Source organism: Acinetobacter sp. ANC 5414 (assembly GCF_013004295.1).
Lineage (GTDB): Bacteria > Pseudomonadota > Gammaproteobacteria > Pseudomonadales > Moraxellaceae > Acinetobacter.
This window is the reverse complement of sequence record NZ_JABERM010000006.1, coordinates 69,851-91,104: the sequence shown is the minus strand read 5'-3', so window position 1 is coordinate 91,104 and position 21,254 is coordinate 69,851. Positions and strand designations below refer to the sequence as shown.

At 44.0% G+C, this 21,254-nt stretch carries 15 protein-coding genes; 9 read left to right on the top strand and 6 right to left on the bottom strand.

Annotated features, from left to right (window positions below):
• Positions 1–75 precede the first annotated feature (75 nt).
• The gene (locus tag HLH18_RS04345; RefSeq protein WP_171545892.1) at positions 76–1,551 is read left to right on the top strand and encodes a sodium-dependent transporter; all 1,476 of its coding nucleotides are present in this window, start codon (positions 76–78) and stop codon (positions 1,549–1,551) included.
• Positions 1,552–1,561: 10 nt separating this feature from the next.
• The gene (locus HLH18_RS04340; protein ID WP_004814066.1) at positions 1,562–1,672 is read left to right on the top strand and encodes a methionine/alanine import family NSS transporter small subunit; all 111 of its coding nucleotides are present in this window, start codon (positions 1,562–1,564) and stop codon (positions 1,670–1,672) included.
• Between the two features lie 209 nt (positions 1,673–1,881).
• Here the strand turns inward: HLH18_RS04340 and rsmB are convergent, their stop codons facing one another.
• Both rsmB and fmt read right to left on the bottom strand, forming a co-directional pair.
• Positions 1,882–3,189, bottom strand: a complete 1,308-nt coding sequence (gene rsmB / locus HLH18_RS04335) for a 16S rRNA (cytosine(967)-C(5))-methyltransferase RsmB (RefSeq protein WP_171545891.1) — start codon at positions 3,187–3,189, stop codon at positions 1,882–1,884.
• Positions 3,189–4,148 carry a methionyl-tRNA formyltransferase gene (gene fmt, locus HLH18_RS04330; protein WP_171545890.1) on the bottom strand — a complete coding sequence of 320 codons (960 nt, stop codon included), beginning with the start codon at positions 4,146–4,148 and terminating at the stop codon, positions 3,189–3,191. Before fmt ends, rsmB begins: the two co-directional genes overlap by 1 nt.
• A 429-nt stretch (positions 4,149–4,577) precedes the next feature.
• Between fmt and ilvD (HLH18_RS04325) the strand changes: the two genes are divergently transcribed.
• From ilvD (HLH18_RS04325) to HLH18_RS04310, 4 genes are all read left to right on the top strand, one after another.
• A complete protein-coding gene (ilvD, locus tag HLH18_RS04325; RefSeq protein ID WP_171545889.1) occupies positions 4,578–6,407 on the top strand; it encodes a dihydroxy-acid dehydratase in 1,830 nt (609 codons plus the stop codon).
• 403 nt (positions 6,408–6,810) lie between these two features.
• Positions 6,811–8,496 (top strand): dihydroxy-acid dehydratase, encoded by a 1,686-nt coding sequence (gene ilvD, locus HLH18_RS04320; RefSeq protein WP_131289198.1) that lies wholly within the window; start codon positions 6,811–6,813, stop codon positions 8,494–8,496.
• Positions 8,497–8,566: 70 nt separating this feature from the next.
• Positions 8,567–9,877, top strand: a complete 1,311-nt coding sequence (locus HLH18_RS04315; RefSeq protein ID WP_171545888.1) for a hypothetical protein — start codon at positions 8,567–8,569, stop codon at positions 9,875–9,877.
• Positions 9,858–10,145: a chorismate mutase gene (locus tag HLH18_RS04310; RefSeq protein WP_171545887.1), complete on the top strand. Its 288-nt coding sequence runs from the start codon at positions 9,858–9,860 to the stop codon at positions 10,143–10,145. Before HLH18_RS04315 ends, HLH18_RS04310 begins: the two co-directional genes overlap by 20 nt.
• A gap of 78 nt (positions 10,146–10,223) precedes the next feature.
• On the opposite strand, the gene HLH18_RS04305 is transcribed toward HLH18_RS04310, so the two are convergent.
• From HLH18_RS04305 to HLH18_RS04290, 4 genes are all read right to left on the bottom strand, one after another.
• A complete protein-coding gene (locus tag HLH18_RS04305; RefSeq protein WP_171545886.1) occupies positions 10,224–10,715 on the bottom strand; it encodes a peptidoglycan amidohydrolase family protein in 492 nt (163 codons plus the stop codon).
• A 522-nt stretch (positions 10,716–11,237) separates the two neighbouring features.
• A complete protein-coding gene (locus HLH18_RS04300; protein ID WP_171545885.1) occupies positions 11,238–12,539 on the bottom strand; it encodes a solute carrier family 23 protein in 1,302 nt (433 codons plus the stop codon).
• Between the two features lie 301 nt (positions 12,540–12,840).
• Complete coding sequence (gene ppc, locus HLH18_RS04295; RefSeq protein ID WP_171545884.1) at positions 12,841–15,525, bottom strand: phosphoenolpyruvate carboxylase; 2,685 nt, start codon at positions 15,523–15,525, stop codon at positions 12,841–12,843.
• A gap of 160 nt (positions 15,526–15,685) precedes the next feature.
• On the bottom strand, positions 15,686–16,309 hold the full coding sequence (locus HLH18_RS04290; RefSeq protein ID WP_171545883.1) for a TetR/AcrR family transcriptional regulator: 624 nt from the start codon (positions 16,307–16,309) through the stop codon (positions 15,686–15,688).
• Positions 16,310–16,455: 146 nt separating this feature from the next.
• Here HLH18_RS04290 and HLH18_RS04285 point away from each other — a divergent pair, with 146 nt between their 5' ends.
• From HLH18_RS04285 to HLH18_RS04275, 3 genes are all read left to right on the top strand, one after another.
• A complete protein-coding gene (locus HLH18_RS04285) occupies positions 16,456–17,562 on the top strand; it encodes an efflux RND transporter periplasmic adaptor subunit (RefSeq protein WP_171545882.1) in 1,107 nt (368 codons plus the stop codon).
• Positions 17,559–20,717, top strand: coding sequence for an efflux RND transporter permease subunit (locus tag HLH18_RS04280; RefSeq protein WP_171545881.1), 3,159 nt, complete (start codon positions 17,559–17,561; stop codon positions 20,715–20,717). The genes HLH18_RS04285 and HLH18_RS04280 overlap by 4 nt, the downstream gene beginning before the upstream one ends.
• 133 nt (positions 20,718–20,850) lie before the next feature.
• Positions 20,851–21,228: a hypothetical protein gene (locus HLH18_RS04275; RefSeq protein WP_171528773.1), complete on the top strand. Its 378-nt coding sequence runs from the start codon at positions 20,851–20,853 to the stop codon at positions 21,226–21,228.
• Positions 21,229–21,254 lie beyond the last annotated feature (26 nt).

The following is a 21,254-nucleotide window of genomic DNA, read 5'->3' as shown; positions in this document are numbered from 1 at the left end:
GAATGGTACTTTTTTTGCTCGCGAGATAACCCAACAACAAGCAGCAGCGAAAGATGCCTAAGGTTGAGGTGTTTTATGACAGATACTCGTGAAAACTGGACGTCACGATCGGGCTTTATTATTGCCGCGGTTGGATCGGCTGTTGGTTTAGGTAATATTTGGCGCTTTCCCTACATTGCTTATGAAAATGGCGGTGGCGCGTTCCTAATTCCATATCTGATTGCGATTTTTGCAGCAGGTTTACCTTTATTATTTTTAGATTATGCAGTCGGACACAAGTTCCGCAAAGCACCGCCGATGGCCTATAAAAAACTCATGAATGCAGAATCTCTGGGTTGGTGGCAGGTGATGGTGACCCTGATCATCGGCATTTATTATGCCAGCGTATTGTCCTGGGCCGGCAGCTATATGTTCTATTCCTTTGGACAGCAGTGGGGAACAGATACTCAGGGCTTCTTCTTCAACAGCTACCTTCAAAATGGTGAGAGCCTGACTTTCGGTTTTGTACCTGTACTGTTCTTTGGTCTGGTAGTCGTTTGGGCGGTGGTCATGCTGATTCTTTACGGTGGGGTACGCCGTGGGGTGGAACTGGCGAATAAAATCTTTATGCCATTGCTGGTGATTTTATTCACGATCCTGGTGATTCAGGCGGTACGTTTACCCGGTGCCGTTGATGGTTTAAATGCCTTCTTTACCCCGAACTGGGACGCCATGACCAATTATAAAGTCTGGCTGGCAGCTTTTGGTCACATCTTCTTCTCACTATCGGTGGGCTTCGGGATTATGTTGACTTATTCTTCTTATTTGAAACGCAAAACCAACCTGACTGGTTCAGGCATCGTGGTGGCATTGGCTAACTCGTCTTTTGAAATTCTGGCGGGTATTGGTGTCTTTGCAGCGCTTGGTTTTATGGCGTTCAGCTCAGGTGCCAAAGTTGAAGATGTAGTGTCCGGTGGTATCGGTCTGGCCTTTATTGCCTTCCCGAAAATCATTTCCAGTTTAGGCTCAGGCGGTGACCTGTTCGGCTTCCTGTTCTTTGGTTCATTGACGGTAGCGGGTATTACCTCCATGGTGAGCATCCTGCAAGTTCCGATTGCGGCGTTCCAGGACAAACTGGGCTGGTCAAAGAACAAGTCAGTGACGATTATTGCTGGTGGTTCAGCAGTGATTTCTACCCTAATGTTCTCGACACATAGTGCGATTACCTTTGTCGATATCATCGACTACTTTGCCAATAACATCGGTATTGTCGGTGGTGGTCTGTTATCGATTATTTTATTGTCCTGGTTCCGCCGTCCATTGATGAAACAGCTAGAAATACATGTGAACGAGTTTTCTAGTGTGAAACTTGGTGCCAGCTGGAAGTTCATGCTGACCGTGATCACGCCGTTGTCTTTATTATTGGCATTGGGTTTAACCCTGAAATCAATCATGGCAGAAGGCTATGGTGATTATCCCGCAAGTACGCTGTGGGTGATCGGTGGGGGCACCATTGCATTCTTTATTCTGGGCGCCGTTCTATTAAGCCTAGTTAAAGATCGTCATAGTTAGGAGAAGGAATATGAATACATCTGCATTGATCATGATGATTTTCTCCATTGTTTTATTATGGGGTGGTCTGGTACTGTCTGTAATTCATCTGGCAAAAAATCCAGAAGAACCAGAAGACTAACAATCTTCAAATAAACTGATTATTGTTGTAAACGAAAGTCATTATCATTTATGATGATGGCTTTTTTGTTTCTGAAATGGAGCATGGCATCCTTAGCTCTTAGTTTAGTGCTCTTTAATTTGTCTTTTAAAAACCATAGAGTTAAAAAACATAGACACAAAAAAGGTAGCTCAAAAGCCACCTTTTTGATTTGCATCTCGGTTATGTCATTATGCAGTTTTCTGGATACGACAATAGAAGAAACCATCGCCATGACCCACTTGTGGTAGTAATTGGCGACCGTGAATTTGTTCAATTCCCCAGTCAGCATCAATTTTTTGTTCTTGCGCATCGGCATGATTAGCAAAGAAATCCACCATTTGCTGTTCATTTTCAGCTTTTAAAATCGAGCAGGTGATGTACAGCAAGGTGCCACCGATTTTCAGCTGTTGCCACATATTTTCAAGAATCTGCTTTTGCAACTGAACAGTTTTGGCAATATCACCCGACTGACGCAATAAACGAATGTCTGGGTGGCGACGGATTACCCCAATCGCTGAACAAGGTGCGTCCAGTACGATGCAGTCTGCAAGCTCAGGCGCAGTCCATGTCACTGCATCTGCCGTGATAATTTCCACGTGTTTGCCATCGAGAACCAGGCGCTCCAAGTTTTCAGACACACGTTTTAAGCGTTTTTCGTCTTGGTCGAGTGCAATCAGTTTTTTCGGCTGATATTTCTCTAAAAGATGCGCCGTCTTACCACCGGGTGCTGCACAGGCATCAATCACAAATTTACCATCAAGATTAGGCACTAAGGTTGCGCAAAGCTGAGCGTGTTCATCTTGTACCGAAAAACCGCCGGCTTCAAAACCTGGCAGGCTAGGCACATGAATACTTTCATCCAGTACAATACCAACATCCGAAAGTTCACAACGATGTGCATCGATGCCTTCATCTTCCAGAATGTCGAGATATTCTTCACGGCTGACTTGGCGAGTATTGACACGTAAAGTCAGTGGTGCAACCTGTTTAAGCTCATAGCTAATTTCAGCCAGTTGCTCGCCCCAGTCCTTTTTCAAGCGTTTTGATAACCAGCTTGGCAAATTCGATGCCTGTTCCAAGACATCGTAGAACTGTTCAGTTTCACGCGTTGCACGGCGTAAAATGGCATTCACCACACCACTTAAACTTTCCATGCCCAGTTGTTTACTGGCTTCTACCGTTTCAGAAATCGCAGCATGTGCAGCCACACGGGTACATAGCAATTGATATAAACCAACATATAAACAGGTTTCAACCACTGCATTTTGAAGCGGTACAGAAAGGAGGGGTAAAGTCACCTGTTTCAATGCATGCCACTGGCGTAGACAGCCAAGAACCAGTTCGTGATACAACGCGCGGTCTTTATCTGACACGATATTCATGTGTTGATTTAACACTGATGCCAGTGATTGACCATTTTGGACAGCCAATAACGTTTTAACAACCTGAGCACGTAAGTTTAAAGTCTTACCAGAGGCGTGGGGAGATTGTCTCATTATAAAATTTGTCCGATATTCAGTTTTTGAGTTTGTAAAATTTGTACGGCATTCAGCGGTTTGCCACCTGGCCATTGTAAAGCAGTTAGCGTGATTACAGTGTTATTTGCACAGGCAACATGTACACCATGTTTATCAATCGCAATGATTTCACCCACTTGGGAATTTTCTGCAGTGGCATTTGATAACTTGGAATTCCATACGCGTAAGTTGTTTTGCTCATCAAGTACGATAAATGCCACGGGCCAAGGATTGAAGGCACGAATATTACGGTCGATTTGTACTGCATCGATTGACCAGTCAATTTGAGCTTCAGCTTTTGACAATTTGTGCGCATAGACAGTCAATGCTTCGTCTTGAACTTCACGCGTTTCTAAATAGTGTTGCAGTTTTTCTTCTGACTCTAAAACAGCGGCAATTGCAGTCGCACCTTGAATGGCCAATTTATCATGCAAAGTGGCTGAAGTATCTGTCGCTTCAATTGGGCAGATGGTTTTATACATCATGTCACCGGTATCCAGACCTGCGGCCATTTTCATAATGGTCACGCCTGTTTCGCGATCACCTGTGGCAATGGCACGTTGAATCGGTGCTGCACCGCGCCAGCGTGGCAATAAAGAGCCATGAATATTAAGACAGCCATATTTAGGCGTGTCTAAAACCACTTGTGGCAAGATCAAGCCATACGCTGCCACCACCATAATATCAGCGCCCAAGGCAGCCAATTGTTGTTGCGCAGCCAGACCTTCTTCAGTCGATGATTTGAAATGGAGCGGTTGATAAACCGGAATGTTGTGTTCTAAAGCCAATTGTTTGACTGCGGATGCGTGAAGTTTTTGCCCGCGACCTGCTTTGCGGTCAGGTTGGGTATAAACAGCCACAATTTCATGGTCGGTTTTTAACAGCGCGTCTAAAGCGACAGCTGCAAATTCTGGGGTACCCGCAAAGATGATTTTCACACATGAAATTCCAAATAAACTTAACTTATTATAAGGCAAAACCAGAGCGAGACCTAAGGTCGTGTACATGAACTCACAAGCTACTGAAACTAGGATACTTATCGAAGATTTTTGAAGCTGGATCTTTATTTAAGATGGGGCAGTAATAAAATAAAGTAATGCAAAATTAAAAAATTATTCATGAAAGTTTTGTATTTAATTCAGTGTTATGGCGTTATATTAGCTTTCAGCATCAGTTTATTTTATATAAATCGTCGAAAGATCCATAGATTTCTCTCATAAAAGATCATGCTTATGAGGCTTTGCTTAACCGCAAGCTGTAGTAAGATAGGTCTATATTTCGACTGATTTAGCGTTATACATCAGTATCATTCAGCCAGAGTGAATCCTAGAATTCATTTCGAGCACAAACTTTGTTGGAAATACACAATGCCTGACTATCGTTCAAAAACATCGACACACGGAAGAAATATGGCTGGCGCACGTGGCTTATGGCGTGCAACCGGCATGAAAGATGAAGATTTTGGTAAACCGATTATTGCGGTGGTCAACTCTTTCACTCAGTTTGTACCGGGTCATGTGCATCTGAAAGATTTAGGTCAACTCGTGGCACGTCAAATTGAAGCGTCAGGCGGTGTAGCCAAAGAATTCAATACCATTGCGGTGGATGATGGGATCGCCATGGGTCATGACGGCATGCTGTATTCATTGCCTTCACGTGACCTGATTGCGGACTCAGTGGAATATATGGTCAGCGCGCATTGTGCCGATGCCATGGTATGTATCTCCAACTGTGACAAAATCACCCCGGGAATGTTGATGGCAGCAATGCGCCTGAACATTCCAGTGGTATTCGTTTCTGGCGGTCCAATGGAAGCTGGTAAAGTCAAAATTCGAGGCAATGAAAAAGCCATCGATTTGATTGACGCAATGATTGTTGCCGCAGATGACAGCTTTAGCGACGAAGAAGTTGCAGAATACGAACGTTCGGCATGTCCAACTTGTGGTTCATGTTCAGGCATGTTCACTGCCAACTCAATGAACTGTTTGACTGAAGCTTTAGGTTTATCTTTACCGGGTAATGGTTCAACACTTGCAACCCACGCCAACCGTAAAAAGCTTTTTGAGCGTGCCGGTCAACTGATTGTTGAGATTACTAAACGTCATTATGAACAAGACGATTACAGCGTTCTTCCACGTTCAATTGCCACCAAAGCATCGTATGAAAATGCCATGACTTTAGATATTGCGATGGGTGGTTCAACCAATACCGTACTTCACTTGTTGGCTGCTGCAAATGAAGCTGGCGTTGACTTTACTATGGATGACATCGATCGTTTATCACGTAAAGTGCCGGTACTATGTAAAGTAGCGCCTGCAAAACAAGACGTGCATATGGAAGACGTGCATCGTGCCGGCGGCATTATGTCGATTCTTGGCGAGCTTGACCGTGCTGGTCTGTTAGTCACCGATGTTCCAACTGTTCATGAAAAAACGCTCAAAGACGCTTTGGATAAATGGGACATCATCCGTACCGAAGATCCGGAAGTGTATCAATTCTTCCGTTCAGCACCGGGTGGCGTACCGACTCAAACTGCATTCTCGCAAGATCGCTACTATCAAACTTTAGATGGCAACCGTGAAACGGGTGTGATCCGTAATGCAGAACACGCCTTCTCGAAAGATGGTGGTTTAGCTGTGCTTTACGGCAACATCGCGCTGGATGGCTGTATCGTAAAAACTGCCGGTGTAGATGAATCTATTTTGAAATTCAACGGTACAGCACGTGTCTTTGAAAGTCAGGATGCCGCAGTAGATGCAGTATTAGGTGGTGTAGTTAAAGCTGGTGATGTAGTTGTCATCCGTTACGAAGGTCCACGTGGTGGTCCTGGTATGCAGGAAATGCTGTATCCAACCAGTTACCTAAAATCGAAAGGTTTAGGTAAAGAATGTGCCTTATTGACTGATGGTCGTTTCTCTGGTGGTTCATCGGGTCTATCTATTGGTCACGTTTCTCCTGAAGCGGCTGAAGGCGGTGCGATTGGTCTGGTTGAAGATGGTGACCTGATCGAAATTGATATTCCAAATCGTACTATTCACTTGGCAGTAGATGAAGCAACCATGGCTGCGCGTCGTGAAGTACAAGAAGCGAAAGGCTGGCATCCAGTTGAAGAACGTCCACGTAAAATTTCGAAAGCATTGAAAGCGTATGCGATGCATACCACAAGTGCGGCGAAAGGCGCGGTACGTGAAATCTAATTTGTAATTCCTTTTACAGATCGAAAAAAGCACTCCAGATGGGGTGCTTTTTTATTGACCATTGAAAATAGTACGGTCGCATTTTACTTTGTGATCTTGCAATGGTATTGCGTAGACGAGATTTTACTTTTGGCGGCGCAAAAGTAACAAAACGCCTTTATTTTCCTGATGCAGCATCCTGAACAAGTTTAAAGCACTGCTTTTAAACGTAGTGCAAGACAGGAAAACAGCGACATCCATGTCGCTTCATCATGTGATCTGGTTGGAGTTGAAAAGCATTAAATAGGATAATGTGATAACACAGAGTTTCACTTTTATGTGCTGCCTGCCTTCTATACAATGATCTTAGAATAAATTGCTATAGACTGAAGCTTAAAATCGGTCATCGCCAAGGAATAAAATAATGAGTAAAGAAAATATCCGCGAGCATTCAGCACCGGTGTATGAAGGTATTGAAAATGCACCGGCACGTTCCATGATGCGTGCCACAGGTTTTAAAGATGCAGACTTTACCCGTCCATTTATTGGTATTGCCTCAACCTGGGCCAATGTCACGCCATGTAATATGCATATTGATGGGCTGGCACGTGAAGTGGAAAAAGGCGTCAATGCTGCAAATGGCAAGGGGATTATCTTTAACACCATTACTATTTCTGACGGTATCTCCAATGGTACTGAAGGCATGAAATACTCACTGGTTTCTCGTGAAATTATTGCCGATTCGATCGAAGCTGTTGTCGGCTGTCAGGCATATGATGGTGTAATTGCGATTGGTGGCTGTGACAAAAACATGCCGGGTTGCATCATGGGACTGGCTCGCTTAAATCGTCCGGGTTTGTTCATTTACGGTGGAACGATTAAACCGGGCGCGGGTCATACCGACATGATCTCTGTATTTGAAGCGGTCGGTCAGCATGCCAAAGGCGAGATCAACGAAATTCAAGTCAAACAGATTGAAGAAGTGGCACTGCCTGGTCCGGGCTCTTGTGGCGGGATGTACACCGCAAACTCAATGGCGTCCGCGATTGAAGCACTTGGCATGAGCTTACCCGGTTCATCTGCACAGGAAGCTGTTTCAGAAGAGAAGAAAATTGACTGTCTGCGTGCCGGTGAAGCGGTGATGAACTTACTGCGTCTGGACATCAAGCCTCGTGACATCATGACTAAAGCGGCATTTGAAAACTCCATTAAAGTGCTGATTGCTCTTGGTGGATCGACTAATGGGGTGCTGCATTTATTGGCCATGGCCCATACTGCAGGGGTGGAACTGTCACTGGATGATTTCGTGCGTATCGGTAAGGATATTCCAGTGGTAGCAGATGTGCGTCCATCAGGGAAATACTTGATGTCTGAACTGATCGCGATTGGCGGTATTCAGCCTTTAATGAAACGTATGCTCAATGCCGGTATGCTCGATGGTTCCTGCTTAACCGTGACTGGTAAAACCTTGGCTGAAAACCTGGCGGATGTTGAAGATTATCCTGAAGGTCAGCAAATCATCCTGCCATTTGATGCACCGATCAAAAAAGACTCTCACTTAGTAGTCTTAAAAGGCAACTTGTCACCAACCGGTGCTGTGGCAAAAATCACCGGTAAAGAAGGTCTGTATTTCGAAGGTCCAGCACGCGTGTTTGAAGGTGAAATTGGCGCCATGCGCGGGATCTTGGATGGTGAAGTACAAGAAGGTGAAGTGGTGGTGATTCGTGGTGAAGGTCCTAAAGGTGGACCGGGTATGCCAGAAATGCTCAAACCCACCTCAGCCATTATTGGTAAAGGTTTAGGGAAATCAGTCGCACTACTCACAGATGGCCGTTTCTCTGGTGGTAGCCATGGTTTTGTGATTGGTCATGTGACCCCGGAAGCCTATGAAGGCGGCCCGATTGGTTTGGTCAAAAATGGCGACAAAATTTCCATTAATGCTGAAACCCGAGAAATGACCTTGCATATTTCCGATGAAGAAATGGCAGCACGTCAAGCGGCTTGGGTGAAACCAAAACCCAATTACACCTACGGTGCTTTGGCGAAGTTTGCTAAATTGACCACCGGGGCTGAAAAAGGGGCAGTTACGGATTTAAATTTAGATGTATAATTGATCATTCCCTAACAAATTGTTATAAACCCTTGTAGCACTACAAGGGTTTTTTTTCGAGGCTTATCTCATGTCACTGTTGCGCCGTTGGTTTGATCCACTTCGATCGCGTTGGTTTTACCAAAAGCCGATTCGTAAAGTGGTGTTATCTACGGAACAGGGTTTAAGTATCCATTTACGTCTGGATGATGTGTACAGTTATTTGGCTGTACAGCAGTTACCTGAGCTTGAAGAAATTTTGAGTGATGAACTCAAACCTTTAAAAGTCATTATTTCCAGTCGAACGGCAGAACCCCCCAATAATATGTCTGCAATTGAGTGGCAAAATTACTGCTTAAACGATGCCAAAATCCTATCTAAACAGCATCGCTTTAGTTTCCATGAAACCCCCGAACAACCGCCCCTTGATGCCATAAAACAAGCAGAAACCATCCTTCGCAATACCCCATTACGCGGTCAAGATTTTCTCTATTTACTCGAAGATGTATTCCACATGCTGTGGCAAAAACAGTATGGAAAATTACGTACATTGCATGCCATGGCCAGCCGCCATCATAGCGCTCAAGAGTTTCCAGAACGTATTTTTAACGATGACGAAGTTCTTGCCAGCTATTTTGAGTTTGGCGAGCGTAAATACCATGCAGTTGATGATTTACTTCGCCTGATGCGCCGTTTAAAACAACAAAAATTGCTGACCGGAAATCCCATCTTTCTGATTAATCATATTGACTGGTGTGAACATTTAATTAGTGATGCTGAAGAACTGAATGAAATTCAGGCACTAGACCCTGAACTGGATTTGTATATTGCGCTTGAAGATCCAATCTCCTGGTTGTTGTTGGCCTATATTAAAGAAGAACTGGCCAACTTTTATAATATTCACCTGAATGTCTATCCGCTTTCTTATCATGGACGCGATCTATTTGACTGGGGGCTGGCGACGCGTCTTTCAAAACGCACAGAAGTGACCTTTACCCCGTTTTGCCGTCCCACACAGCAAGCCACTTTTGAGATGGCGAAACTATTTTATAGTGTGCCTGAAGAGCAGCGTGTTGAAGCGATGTATCGCATTTTGCAGGCGGTATGGACCCAAGGCAAGGACATGTCGTTTAAATCACATTTCGATCAGATGCAGCGTGATTTAGAGATCGATGAATTAACTAGTAAAGATATCACTGCCAAACTGAAAGAAAATGACATACTCTGTGAAATGAAATCACAGCCTGATTTTCCAGTACTTGAACTTCGCATTGATGGTCAAAGTTATGTGTTTAATAGCTTGTATCGGGTCTGGATGATTGAAAGTATTTTTAGTAATGTTTTAGAAGACCAATATAAAAGTGAAAATGATGATAGAAAAGATGAAGAAAGAAAAATGTGAGTCTTTAGAACAAGTCCGTGAAAAGATTGATGCCATTGATACTGCACTGATTGAAATGATTGCAACACGTCAATTTTATGTTGACCAATCGGTACGCTTTAAACGTACTGTGCAGGATGTGCAGTCACCGGAACGGGTTGAGCAGGTAATTAACAAAGTGCGTGCACAAGCGGTTGAATTGGGAAGCGATCCGGATTTGGTTGAACACTTATATAGAGAAATGATTCAGCGTTTTATTCAACGCGAATTGAAAGAGATTAGACCCTAATTTAATGGAGTTTAATGCCTAACATGCTATAAAAAAGACACCTTAAAAGGTGTCTACTCGAACTGTGCTGCCTATCTATTACACAAGTCGGTAATAGGTATAGTTCACCTGATCATTCTTGTAAACTGCATGACTGTTTTGGCGGAAATCAGAAACCCATTGGCGGCCTGTATAGGCAGCAATATGACCATAAACATGCTTTTGGGTTCTATGAATAATATAAATATCGCCTTCTTTAGGATTATTAAAAGAGGGATTAATTTTTTTATAGCCAATCGTCTGGAGAGTATTTCCCCAATCTGCAGCTGCCACCGGATGGTTCACAATTTTGGCACCTGCTGACTGTAGTGCAATACGAATGCTTCGTGCACATTTTTTAGTACTGGTGGCTGACGACATACTATGTAACTTTTGCGTGAATTTACGCACATCAAGATAGGGGATACCTGTATTCTTCTGTGGATTTTTGGCTCTTAAACCTGCTTGATTATCTTGATATTTCTGGGAGATCACTGCAGTGTTCTGGTTTGCAGCATTAATCATATTGCTATGATGTGCATCATAAATCATTCTTAAATCTCTACCTTATCTTCAATTGCTTTTAGAAAAAAATAGACAGCATTTTTCAGAACTGAAATACCAATATTTTTTCCTTAAAGTTATTTAAATGCTATGTTATTACATAGCGTCTCCTCATCGGAAGTGCGTACTTTAAACAGTTTGTGATCAAAAATCCACCCGATTTGTGACTCAACAAAGCAGATGTGAGGGGGTAAGCACCCTAAAATTGAAGATATAAAAACGAAAAGAGGGGAAGGGATAATTTATAAATCAGATATTTAAGGACAACTTACAAATATGTTATTTGTTAGATGAATTTTTATGTAATTATGCAATTAAATGATCAGTTGTTAATCAATTCTTAACATTTTGTCATATTTATAGTGCATATTTTTAACATTGCAGTATCAAAAAAGTCCAGACGCATGTGCGGTGTCATCTAAGTGAAATTCACTTCATCATACTAAAATTTTCTGAGCATCCGACATAAAAAAAGCAGCCTTGCGGCTGCCTAAAAATGTGTATTTATATTTATGATTTATCGCCCAAGCTAAAGAACCAGTTGAGGATCAGTGCTGCAAATGTAGCGGTACCAATACCGCCTAGGTTAAAGCTACCGAATTGCAGCGCAAAGTCACCTGTCCCTAAAATAATGGTCACCGCAGCCACCATCAGGTTTTTGTTTTTAGAGAAATCGACCTTGTTTTCAATCCAGATTTTCGCACCGGCAATGGTGATTAAACCGAATACCACAATAGAGGCACCAGTTAAAATTGCAGTCGGAATAGTATGAATAATCGCACCAAACTTAGGAGATAAACCTAAGAACACTGCAAATACACCGGCAAATACAAAGATGATGGTTGAATAGACACGCGTCACCGCCATTACACCAATGTTTTCACCATACGTGGTCATGCCTGGAGCGCCGACACCACCCGATAACGTCGTCGCAATGCCATCTGCCACAAAGGCTTTACCAATATGCGGATCCAGGTTTTCACCGGTCATGGCGCCGACTGCTTTAATATGACCCAGGTTTTCAGCCACTAAAATCAAGGCAATTGGAGCAATGATCAGCATGGCATTGAAGTCAAAGACCGGAGAGTGGAATGTTGGTACACCAAACCAGGCTGCCTGTTGAATCGGAGCGAAGTTAATTGCTGTGCCGTAACCCATGACATTGGAAACAATATAATAAGTCAGGTAAGCCAGCAATAAACCGATCAGTAACAACAGACGTTGCAACAAGCCTTTGGTGAATACCGCAATTGAACCCATACACATTACGGTTACCAGCGACATCCACATGTTAAAGTTATTGCCCGCCACACCTTTTACCGTAACCGGAGCAAGGTTTAAACCAATGATCATGACTACAGCACCGGTGACTACCGGAGGCATCAGTTTTTCAATCCAGTTGGTGCCGGTTGCCATCACAATAAAACCAACAATGGCATATAACACACCACAGGCCATAATGCCGCCCGCGGCTAAAGCGAGATTGGCATTGGGTGCACCTGTACCTGAAGCGGCATAACCCGTTGCGGCAATCACTACTCCAATAAAGGCAAAACTTGAACCTAAATAACTCGGTACACGCCCCCCTGTAATCAAGAAAAACAGAATGGTACAAATCCCTGACATTAAAATCGCCAGATTGGGATCAAAACCCATCAAAAAAGGGGCAAGAACCGTTGCACCAAACATGGCGAAAGCATGTTGCACACCTAAGACCACACTTTGAGCGGGAGGGAGATACTCATTGGTACCGACTGGACGTGCATCGATTTGACCTGAATAAGGACGCCATTTGGGAAACCAGCTGGACATAAAATGAGCACTCAAAAGATAAATTGTGCACATCATACTCTTGTTTTTTAGAAGATTTAATCTCTTTAACAATATTTTTGTTCAAATTAATATACTGACTTTTCTTATTTTTTTACCAGATGGTAAAAGTTTTATTATTGGAAAATTAATGCTAAATCAGCGCATTAATAGAGTAATAGAGCCAGTCCATTATTCATAACTAATACTTATTTTACTTATAAACAATATGATATTTCCTGCTAATTGCTGAGCAATAAAAAAGCACATCCTAAAGATGTGCTTTGCTGTGCAGATGAAATGCTTAACCGGTATTACGTAAACCTGCGGCAATTCCGGCAATACTGACCATCAAAGCATGATCGACCGGGGTATGTTCAGCCTGACATTCCGCTAAATAGCGACGACGACGTTTCATCAACTCGGCCTGTAATAAATGTAGCGGTAGTAAATACGGTTTACGTACTTTCATGGATTGATCCAGTACCTCGTTACTGCTGAGCAGTTGCGATTCACCTTTTAAAGCCAACAAAGTTTGTACCGCATCTTTTAAACGTTGACGCAATTGTTCGCCCAATATTTTTAAATCTTCATCATCGGTTAAATGCGATTCGTAATATAAGGCCACATGGCTGTCGGCTTTAGACAACACCATTTCCAGCATATCAATCAGGGTCTGGAAATAAGGCCATTGCTGCAACATTTCATCCAGCAGGTCTTTTTGACCCTGATCAATCACCTGATTAATCGCGGCGCCTGTACCTAACCACGCAGGCAGCATCAAGCGAATTTGGGTCCAAGCGAATACCCAGGGAATCGCACGTAAGGATTCAATGCCACCGCTGACTTTACGTTTCGCAGGGCGTGAACCTAAAGGCAACATTTGCAGTTCAAGCTCTGGGGTAACGGTACGCAGATATTTCACAAAATGTGGATTTTCGCGCACTGTTTCACGATAGACCTGTACCGACAAATCGGTCATGCTGTGCATCAACTGACGCCATTCCTCTTTCGGCACCGGTGGTGGCAACAAGGTTGCTTCCAGCGTTGCTGCGGTATAAATCTCTAAATTTTGCAGCGCAATGCCTTCCAGGCCAAACTTAAAGCGAATCATCTCGCCTTGTTCGGTGACCCGAATGGCACCCGAAATAGAACCCGGTGGTTGTGAAAATAGCGCTTGCTGGGTTGGTGCACCACCACGGCTGATTGAACCGCCGCGACCATGGAACAGGGTTAGTTGCACCGCATGCTTTTGCGCAACCGCAGTCAGTTCTTCCTGCGCCCGATATTGCGCCCAGTTGGCCGACATAAATCCGGCATCTTTGGCGGAATCCGAATAGCCAATCATCACCTCATGTTTGCCCTGAATATGCTGTTTATACCAATGCATATTGAACAAAGTGTTCATAGTGTCGGCTGCGCCGTCTAGGTCTTTGAGCGTTTCAAACAAGGGAACAACACGTAAGGGCTGTTTAATACCGGCTTCTTTTTGTAGTAGCAAAACTGCCAATACATCACTTGGATATTCAGCCATCGAAATAATATACGCGCCTAAACTTTCGCTCGGTTGTTCAGCTAAGGTGCGCATGGTGGCAAAAACTTCTTGCACATCCGGATGTTCAATCAGGCTTTGTTCAGGTTCATTCAAATGTTTCGGCAGCAATGGACGCTTGCTTTGTAATTCTTGCAACAAGAAGTTTTGACGTGCCTGTTCGGTCCAGGTTTCAAAATTGCCCAAGCCTAAATATTCGGTAATGGCGGAAATGGCTTGGCGATGGCGACCTGATTCCTGACGGATATCTAGTTTTAGCAATTCAATGCCAAAGCAGTTCACGCGATGGATAAAATCGAGCAGTTTACCATTGGCAATTTCAGGCAAGTTGCAGGCAATCAATGAGCGATAGCAAAGCAGCAAGGGTTGTAATAATTCATCTTTGCTTTTAATGACCAGATGATCATCGGCATCTTGCCCTTGCAGTTTTTGCGCCAGCCAGTGACGGGTCGCTTTTAGACGCTCACGGGTATCTCGCAGATATTCACGGTACGGTTCGGGATGTGAATGTCCAAGTGCCTGCATCAGTTCATCGCTTGCATTTTGAATCGACAGTTCCCAGCGCAGGTCTTCAATATCGCGCAGGTATAAATCCGCCGCTTTCCAGCGCGATAACCACAGGACTTCCTGGGTAATGTTATGCGTGACATTCGGGTTGCCATCTCGGTCACCGCCCATCCACGAAGCAAAACGAACCGGTGCAACATTTAAGGGTAAACGCTGGCCACAGTGATCTTCGACCATTTCATCCAGTTCACGAACGAACTTCGGTACTGCATTCCACAAGGTTTGTTCAATGGTGGTAAAGCCCCATTTCGCTTCATCAATCGGAGTGGGGCGATGCTGACGGATTTCATCGGTTTGCCAGGCAGAACAGATTAGTTGTTTGAGTTCTCCGAGTACTGCTTTGCGTTCACGCGGGGTCAGTTTTTGTTGATCTGCCTTGAATAAGCAATCATTAATATCGTCATATTTTTGAATCAGGGTACGACGGCTGACTTCTGTCGGATGTGCCGTGAGCACCAATTCAATTTTCAGTTCACAGATTTGCTTGAATAAGGTATCTGATGAAATTTCATGGTCTTTAAATTTTTGGAACAGATGATCGAGCGGATTCGGTGAAGGTGCATTTTCATCAAACTCACTCTTACGACGATTACGCACTACATTGTACTGTTCGGCAATATTGGCAAAATTAAGAAAGTGGGTAAATGCACGCGTCAGAGGAAGAATTTCCTCATCTTCCAGACTTAAAAAAAGTTGTTCGAGTTGTTTTTCTGCTTCAACCTGACCATCACGTGCACCTTTAGATAGCGCACGAATTTGCTCAACCTGATTAAACAAATCTTGACCTGCATGTTCCTTGAGGGTCTCTCCCAGTAAGTTCCCAAGTAAGCGTACGTCCTCACGCAGTGGAGCATCAATTTGTTGAATCATTTTTTTCATTCTCCTAGGCTTCTGTTCTGAATATACCCCGATTCGATGACATTCCAAGTAGGGGCAGACAAAAGTATGTAATCTGTTGCTGCTAAAACTCGCAATTAATCTGCCAGTTGAGCTTTTAGGAAAATGAAAGCTGATTTTTTAAATAATCGTTTTAAATGCGTTTTTGATATTTCAGCATAAATAATTCAATACTGTTCAGAATAATCTGCTGCTTTTCTTCAGCAGTCGGAACCTCCCGAACGCCGAGCAGCACTTCATGATGGCGCATACCAAACAACAAAGACACGATCAGCATCGTCAGCGTTTTTAATTCTTCAGCTTGAATAAAACCCAGATCAATCGCTTGTTGAAAGAAGTTTTCCCACACTGCATTCATGCGCAGGTGCGAAGCCTCATAAAACTTTTGTGCCAATGGATTTTGTGCAGCCGCCAGTTCCACCAATAACCGTTCCAGTTTAATGGCTTCAGGCAAGTTGGTGATATTGAGCGCCAGCTCGCAGGCATGCACGAATGCATGCTGAAAATCACTGTCGGCCTGCAAATTCAGTGGACGCGCGCTGATCAGCTCTTCGCAGGTCACTGCAATCGCACAGACAAATAAATTGGCTTTATCCTGAAAGTGATTATAGACCGTCAGTTTGGTCACGCCTGCTTCTTGCGCAATCTGATTCATACTGGAACCATGATAACCACATTTTAAAAATAGATTTTTTGCCGCATTTAAAATTTGCTGACGTTTTTCCAAGTCCTTCGGGCGACCTACATTTATTTGCACAATTTTTTCCAAAAAAATCAAAAAGGTCATTGCTTTGACCGATGAGTTTTAATTAATGTACCAGTAAGTATATTAATTAAAAAATAGACAATTTAAGATACTCGTTATTTTGCCCTAAAAAACATTTTTAAATAAGAGCGAATTTCATGAGCATAATTAAGACCGCAGTTGTCAGTATGATCATCGTTTGCAGTGTGACCTTATGGGGATGCAGCACGGATGCAACCGAAACAGAACATGTCCCCTTTGTGATGGTGACTCAACCGAATAGCACGCATAACGAGCAGAAAAGTTATGCTGGTGATGTACAGGCACGCCAACAAACGGCTTTGGCATTCCGGGTTGGGGGGCAAATCATTGAACGTTATGTCGATGTCGGTGATCAGGTCAAAGTCGGTCAGGTACTGGCCAAACTGGATGTCAAGGATGCACAGCTACAACTAAATGCGGCCAATGCTCAACTGGAAAGTGCGCAATCTACAGCAAAAAATGCCGAAGATGAACTGCAACGCTTTAAGCAGTTACTTCCAATGAATGCGGTCAGCCGTTCACAATATGATGCGGTGGAAAACCAATATAAAGCGGCGATGTCAGGCTTAAAACAGGCGCAATCCAATTATGACGTCAGCCGTAACCAAACCGGTTATAACCAGTTGGTCGCCAATAAAAATGGCGTGATTACTGCGCGTAATATTGAAGTGGGGCAGGTAGTCGCTGCAGGACAAGCAGCCTATCAAATGGCGATTGCCGGTGATCGTGAAGTGGTGATCGGGGTTCCTGAACAGGCTATTTCCGAGATTAAAGTGGGTCAAACCGCATGGGTGACCTTGTGGTCTAAACCAGAAGATAAATTTGCAGCTTATGTTCGTGAAATTTCACCCGCAGCAGATCAGTCCCGTACCTTTAGCGTCAAAGTTGCATTACGTGAAGGCAATGATGCGATTCAACTGGGGCAAAGTGCGCGGGTATTTTTTAACAACACCCAAAACAATGTATTAAGCGTACCTTTATCCAGTGTTTCTGCCAATGATCAGCATGCCTATGTTTGGGTGGTGAAACCTGACCAGACCATTCAGAAAGTCTTTGTGACCTTAGGTGCTTATGGTCGTGACAGCGTACCGGTATTGTCCGGCTTGAATCCGCAAGATTATGTGGTGATTGGTGGGGTGCATTTATTACGTGAAAAACAAAAAATCCAGCCGATTGACCGTGAAAACCGTGCCGTGAAAATTCAGGCAGGGACTGCATCATGAGCCAAGACCTGAATTCTGGATCGCGTTATAACCTGTCGGAATGGGCACTGAAAAATAAAGGCTTGATCCTTTATTTTATGCTGCTGTTGGGTATAGTCGGTATCGTTTCCTATTCCAAACTGGCGCAAAGTGAAGATCCCCCTTTTACCTTTAAAGTGATGGTGATTCAAACCTATTGGCCCGGCGCAACGGCTGAAGAAGTTTCCTTACAGGTCACCGAACGTATTGAAAAAGAACTGATGAGCACGGGCAAGTATGAGCGCATCATGGCCTTTTCACGTCCGGGCGAATCGATGGTGACTTTTGTTGCCAAAGACTCGTTGCGCTCCAATCAAATTCCAGATGTGTGGTATCAGGTCCGGAAAAAAGTCGGGGATATCAAACAGCAATTACCCAGTGGCGTACAAGGTCCATTTTTTAACGATGAATTTGGCGATACCTTCGGCAATATTTATGTGCTCACCGGCAAAGATTTTGACTACGGCATATTGAAAGAATATGCCGACCGCTTGCAACTGCAATTGCAACGGGTGAAAGATGTCGGCAAGGTCAATCTGGTCGGCTTGCAAGACCAGAAAATCTGGATTGAACTCTCCAATACCAAAGCAACTCAACTCGGTATTCCGGTCACCGCTATTCAACAAGCCCTGCAACAACAAAATACCGTGGCCAGTGCCGGTTTCTTTGAAACAGGCACCGACCGTATTCAGATGCGGGTCAGTGGTCAGCTACAAAGTGTTGAAGAATTAAAACAAATGCCACTTCTGGTGGCAGGCAAAACCATTCAATTGGGCGATGTCGCAGAGGTCTATCGTGGCTTTAGTGAGCCGGCTCAACCGCGTATGCGTTTTATGGGTGAAAACGGGATTGGCATTGCGGTCTCAATGCGTAAGGGCGGAGATATTCTGGCTTTGGGTGAAAACCTCGAAACCGAATTTTCCCGGTTACAAAAGTCTTTGCCTTTAGGCATGCAGCTGCAAAAGGTTTCCGATCAACCGGTGGCAGTGAAACACAGTGTCAATGAGTTCATGAAAGTATTGGCTGAGGCGGTGATTATCGTTTTACTGGTCAGCTTCTTCTCCCTCGGCTTCCGTACCGGACTGGTGGTGGCATTTTCCATTCCCTTGGTACTGGCGATGACCTTTGCCGGGATGAATTTATTCGATGTCGGGCTGCATAAAATTTCACTGGGTGCACTGATTCTAGCGCTCGGTTTATTGGTCGATGATGCCATTATCGCTGTCGAGATGATGGCGATTAAAATGGAGCAGGGCTATAGCCGGCTTGAGGCTGCAGGCTTTACCTGGAAGACCACTGCTTTTCCCATGCTGACCGGAACCTTAATTACCGCAGCAGGTTTCTTGCCGATTGCCACAGCAGCATCCAGTACCGGTGAATACACGCGTTCCATTTTCCAGGTGGTGACCATTGCCCTGATTGTGTCCTGGTTTGCTGCGGTGCTTTTTGTACCGTATTTGGGTGATAAACTGTTGCCGGATTTTGCAAACTTGCCACAAAAAGCGCGGTGGTATCAGCGTCTTTGGGCACATTTACGCAAGCAACCTGAACCACAACCGCTCCAGCATCATGCCGGTGAACATCATGATCCGTATCAAACCAAGTTTTATCAAAAGTTTAGAACTTGGGTGAATACTTGCCTGACCTATCGTAAAACGGTGATTGCAGCGACGGTGGGTATTTTTGTATTGTCGGTATTGATGTTTAAACTGGTGCCGCAACAGTTCTTCCCACCCTCAAATCGTGCCGAAATTTTGGTGGATTTAAAACTGGAAGAAGGGGCATCGCTCACTTCAACTGAAAGTGCGGTGAAAAAAGTCGAAAAATTCTTGTCGACCAAACAAGGCATTGATAACTATGTAGCCTATGTCGGCACAGGTTCAACCCGCTTTTATTTACCGCTAGACCAGCAACTTCCACAGGCGAGTTTTGCCCAGTTTGTGGTCTTGGCCTCCTCTCTGGATGATCGCAATGAAATTCGTAAATCTTTAGATCAGGAAATCCGTAAATTGTTGCCTGATGTGCGTACTCGGGTTTCATTACTGGAAAATGGTCCGCCCGTCGGTTATCCATTACAGTACCGCGTTTCTGGTGAAGACTTGCATCTGGTTCGTCAGTGGGCACATAAAGTTTCGGCCGTCATTGCAGAGAATCCGAATAGCACCAATGTCCATCTGGACTGGGGCGAGCCAAGCAAAGTCATTCATTTGAATATTGACCAGGACCGTGCCCGTCAAATGGGGGTATCGAGCTTGGATTTAGCCAATTTCTTAAACAGTTCAGTGAGTGGTGCCACCATTAATCAATATCGTGAAAAACGTGAGTTGATTGAAATCCGTCTGCGTGGTGATCAGGCTGAACGGATTAATGTTGAAGCGTTATCCAGTTTGGCGGTACCCACTGCAAATGGCGGTTCTGTGCCGCTGGCGCAAATTGCAAAAATTGAATATAACTTTGAAGATGGTCTGATCTGGCACCGTAACCGTTTGCCGACCATTACCGTACGTGCCGATATTCGCAGCAAATTACAGCCGGCAACCGTGGTCGGTGAACTGGCTGAAAAAATGGATCAACTGCGTGCTGAACTGCCAAGTGGTTATTTGGTTGAAGTGGGGGGAACCGTGGAAGAGTCGGCGCGTGGACAAAACTCGGTGAATGCCGGTATGCCATTTTTCTTGGCGGTAGTGATGACGTTATTGATGATTCAGCTCAAGAGCATGTCACGTGCGTTCATTGTCTTGTTAACCGCACCTTTGGGTTTGATCGGGGTGGTATTATTCCTGTTACTGTTCAATAAACCTTTTGGTTTTGTAGCGATGTTGGGCACGATTGCACTTTCGGGTATGATCATGCGAAATTCTTTAATTTTGATTGATCAGATTGAACAGGATATTCAAGAGGGACATGATCCATGGTCTGCGATTGTTGATGCAACCACGCGCCGTTGTCGTCCGATTGTGTTGACGGCATTGGCTGCGGTACTGGCGATGATTCCTCTATCTCGCAGTATTTTCTTTGGTCCGATGGCAGTTGCCATTATGGGCGGATTGATCGTTGCAACCCTGTTAACCTTGTTCTTCTTGCCTGCATTGTATGCACAATGCTTTAAAGTGAAAAAAAATAAGCAAAGTGCATAATTATTTGACAAGAATCAGGTGCGAAATATTGAAAATTTCAATATAGTAGCACCTAATATTTGTATATATTTCTATAAAGCAATTTACTGCATATTAAAAAACTAAACGTGTAGTAAATGGGGTTAAAAAGCACATGAAGCAAGATAACTTAAGCCGACTTCGCCGTTCCATTGCGACTTCTTATGTCTTCATGTTTTTTGCTTTATTTACTGTGATTAGTGGCATATTTGCTTACTGGTATGCGCGCAAAGTCACACAAGTGGATGAGGTTGAAGTATGGCTTGAAGCTCAAGCGCTTTGGGTGATGCGAAATATTGTGATCTATTCTATTTTGGTGTTATTTGCTGCACTTTGGTTTATTCCGCTGATTTTCTTTTATTGGGATAGCGCACTTTGGGTAACCGGTTGTACGGTTGCTGGTGTAGTATTTACGATTATTGCCTTTTTGTTTCTGCTTAATGCTTGGCTTAAAGGCATCTCTCGATTTTTAAAAAATAAAGCCGTTTTCTAATCTGGCTAAATTTTTTTCCATCATTC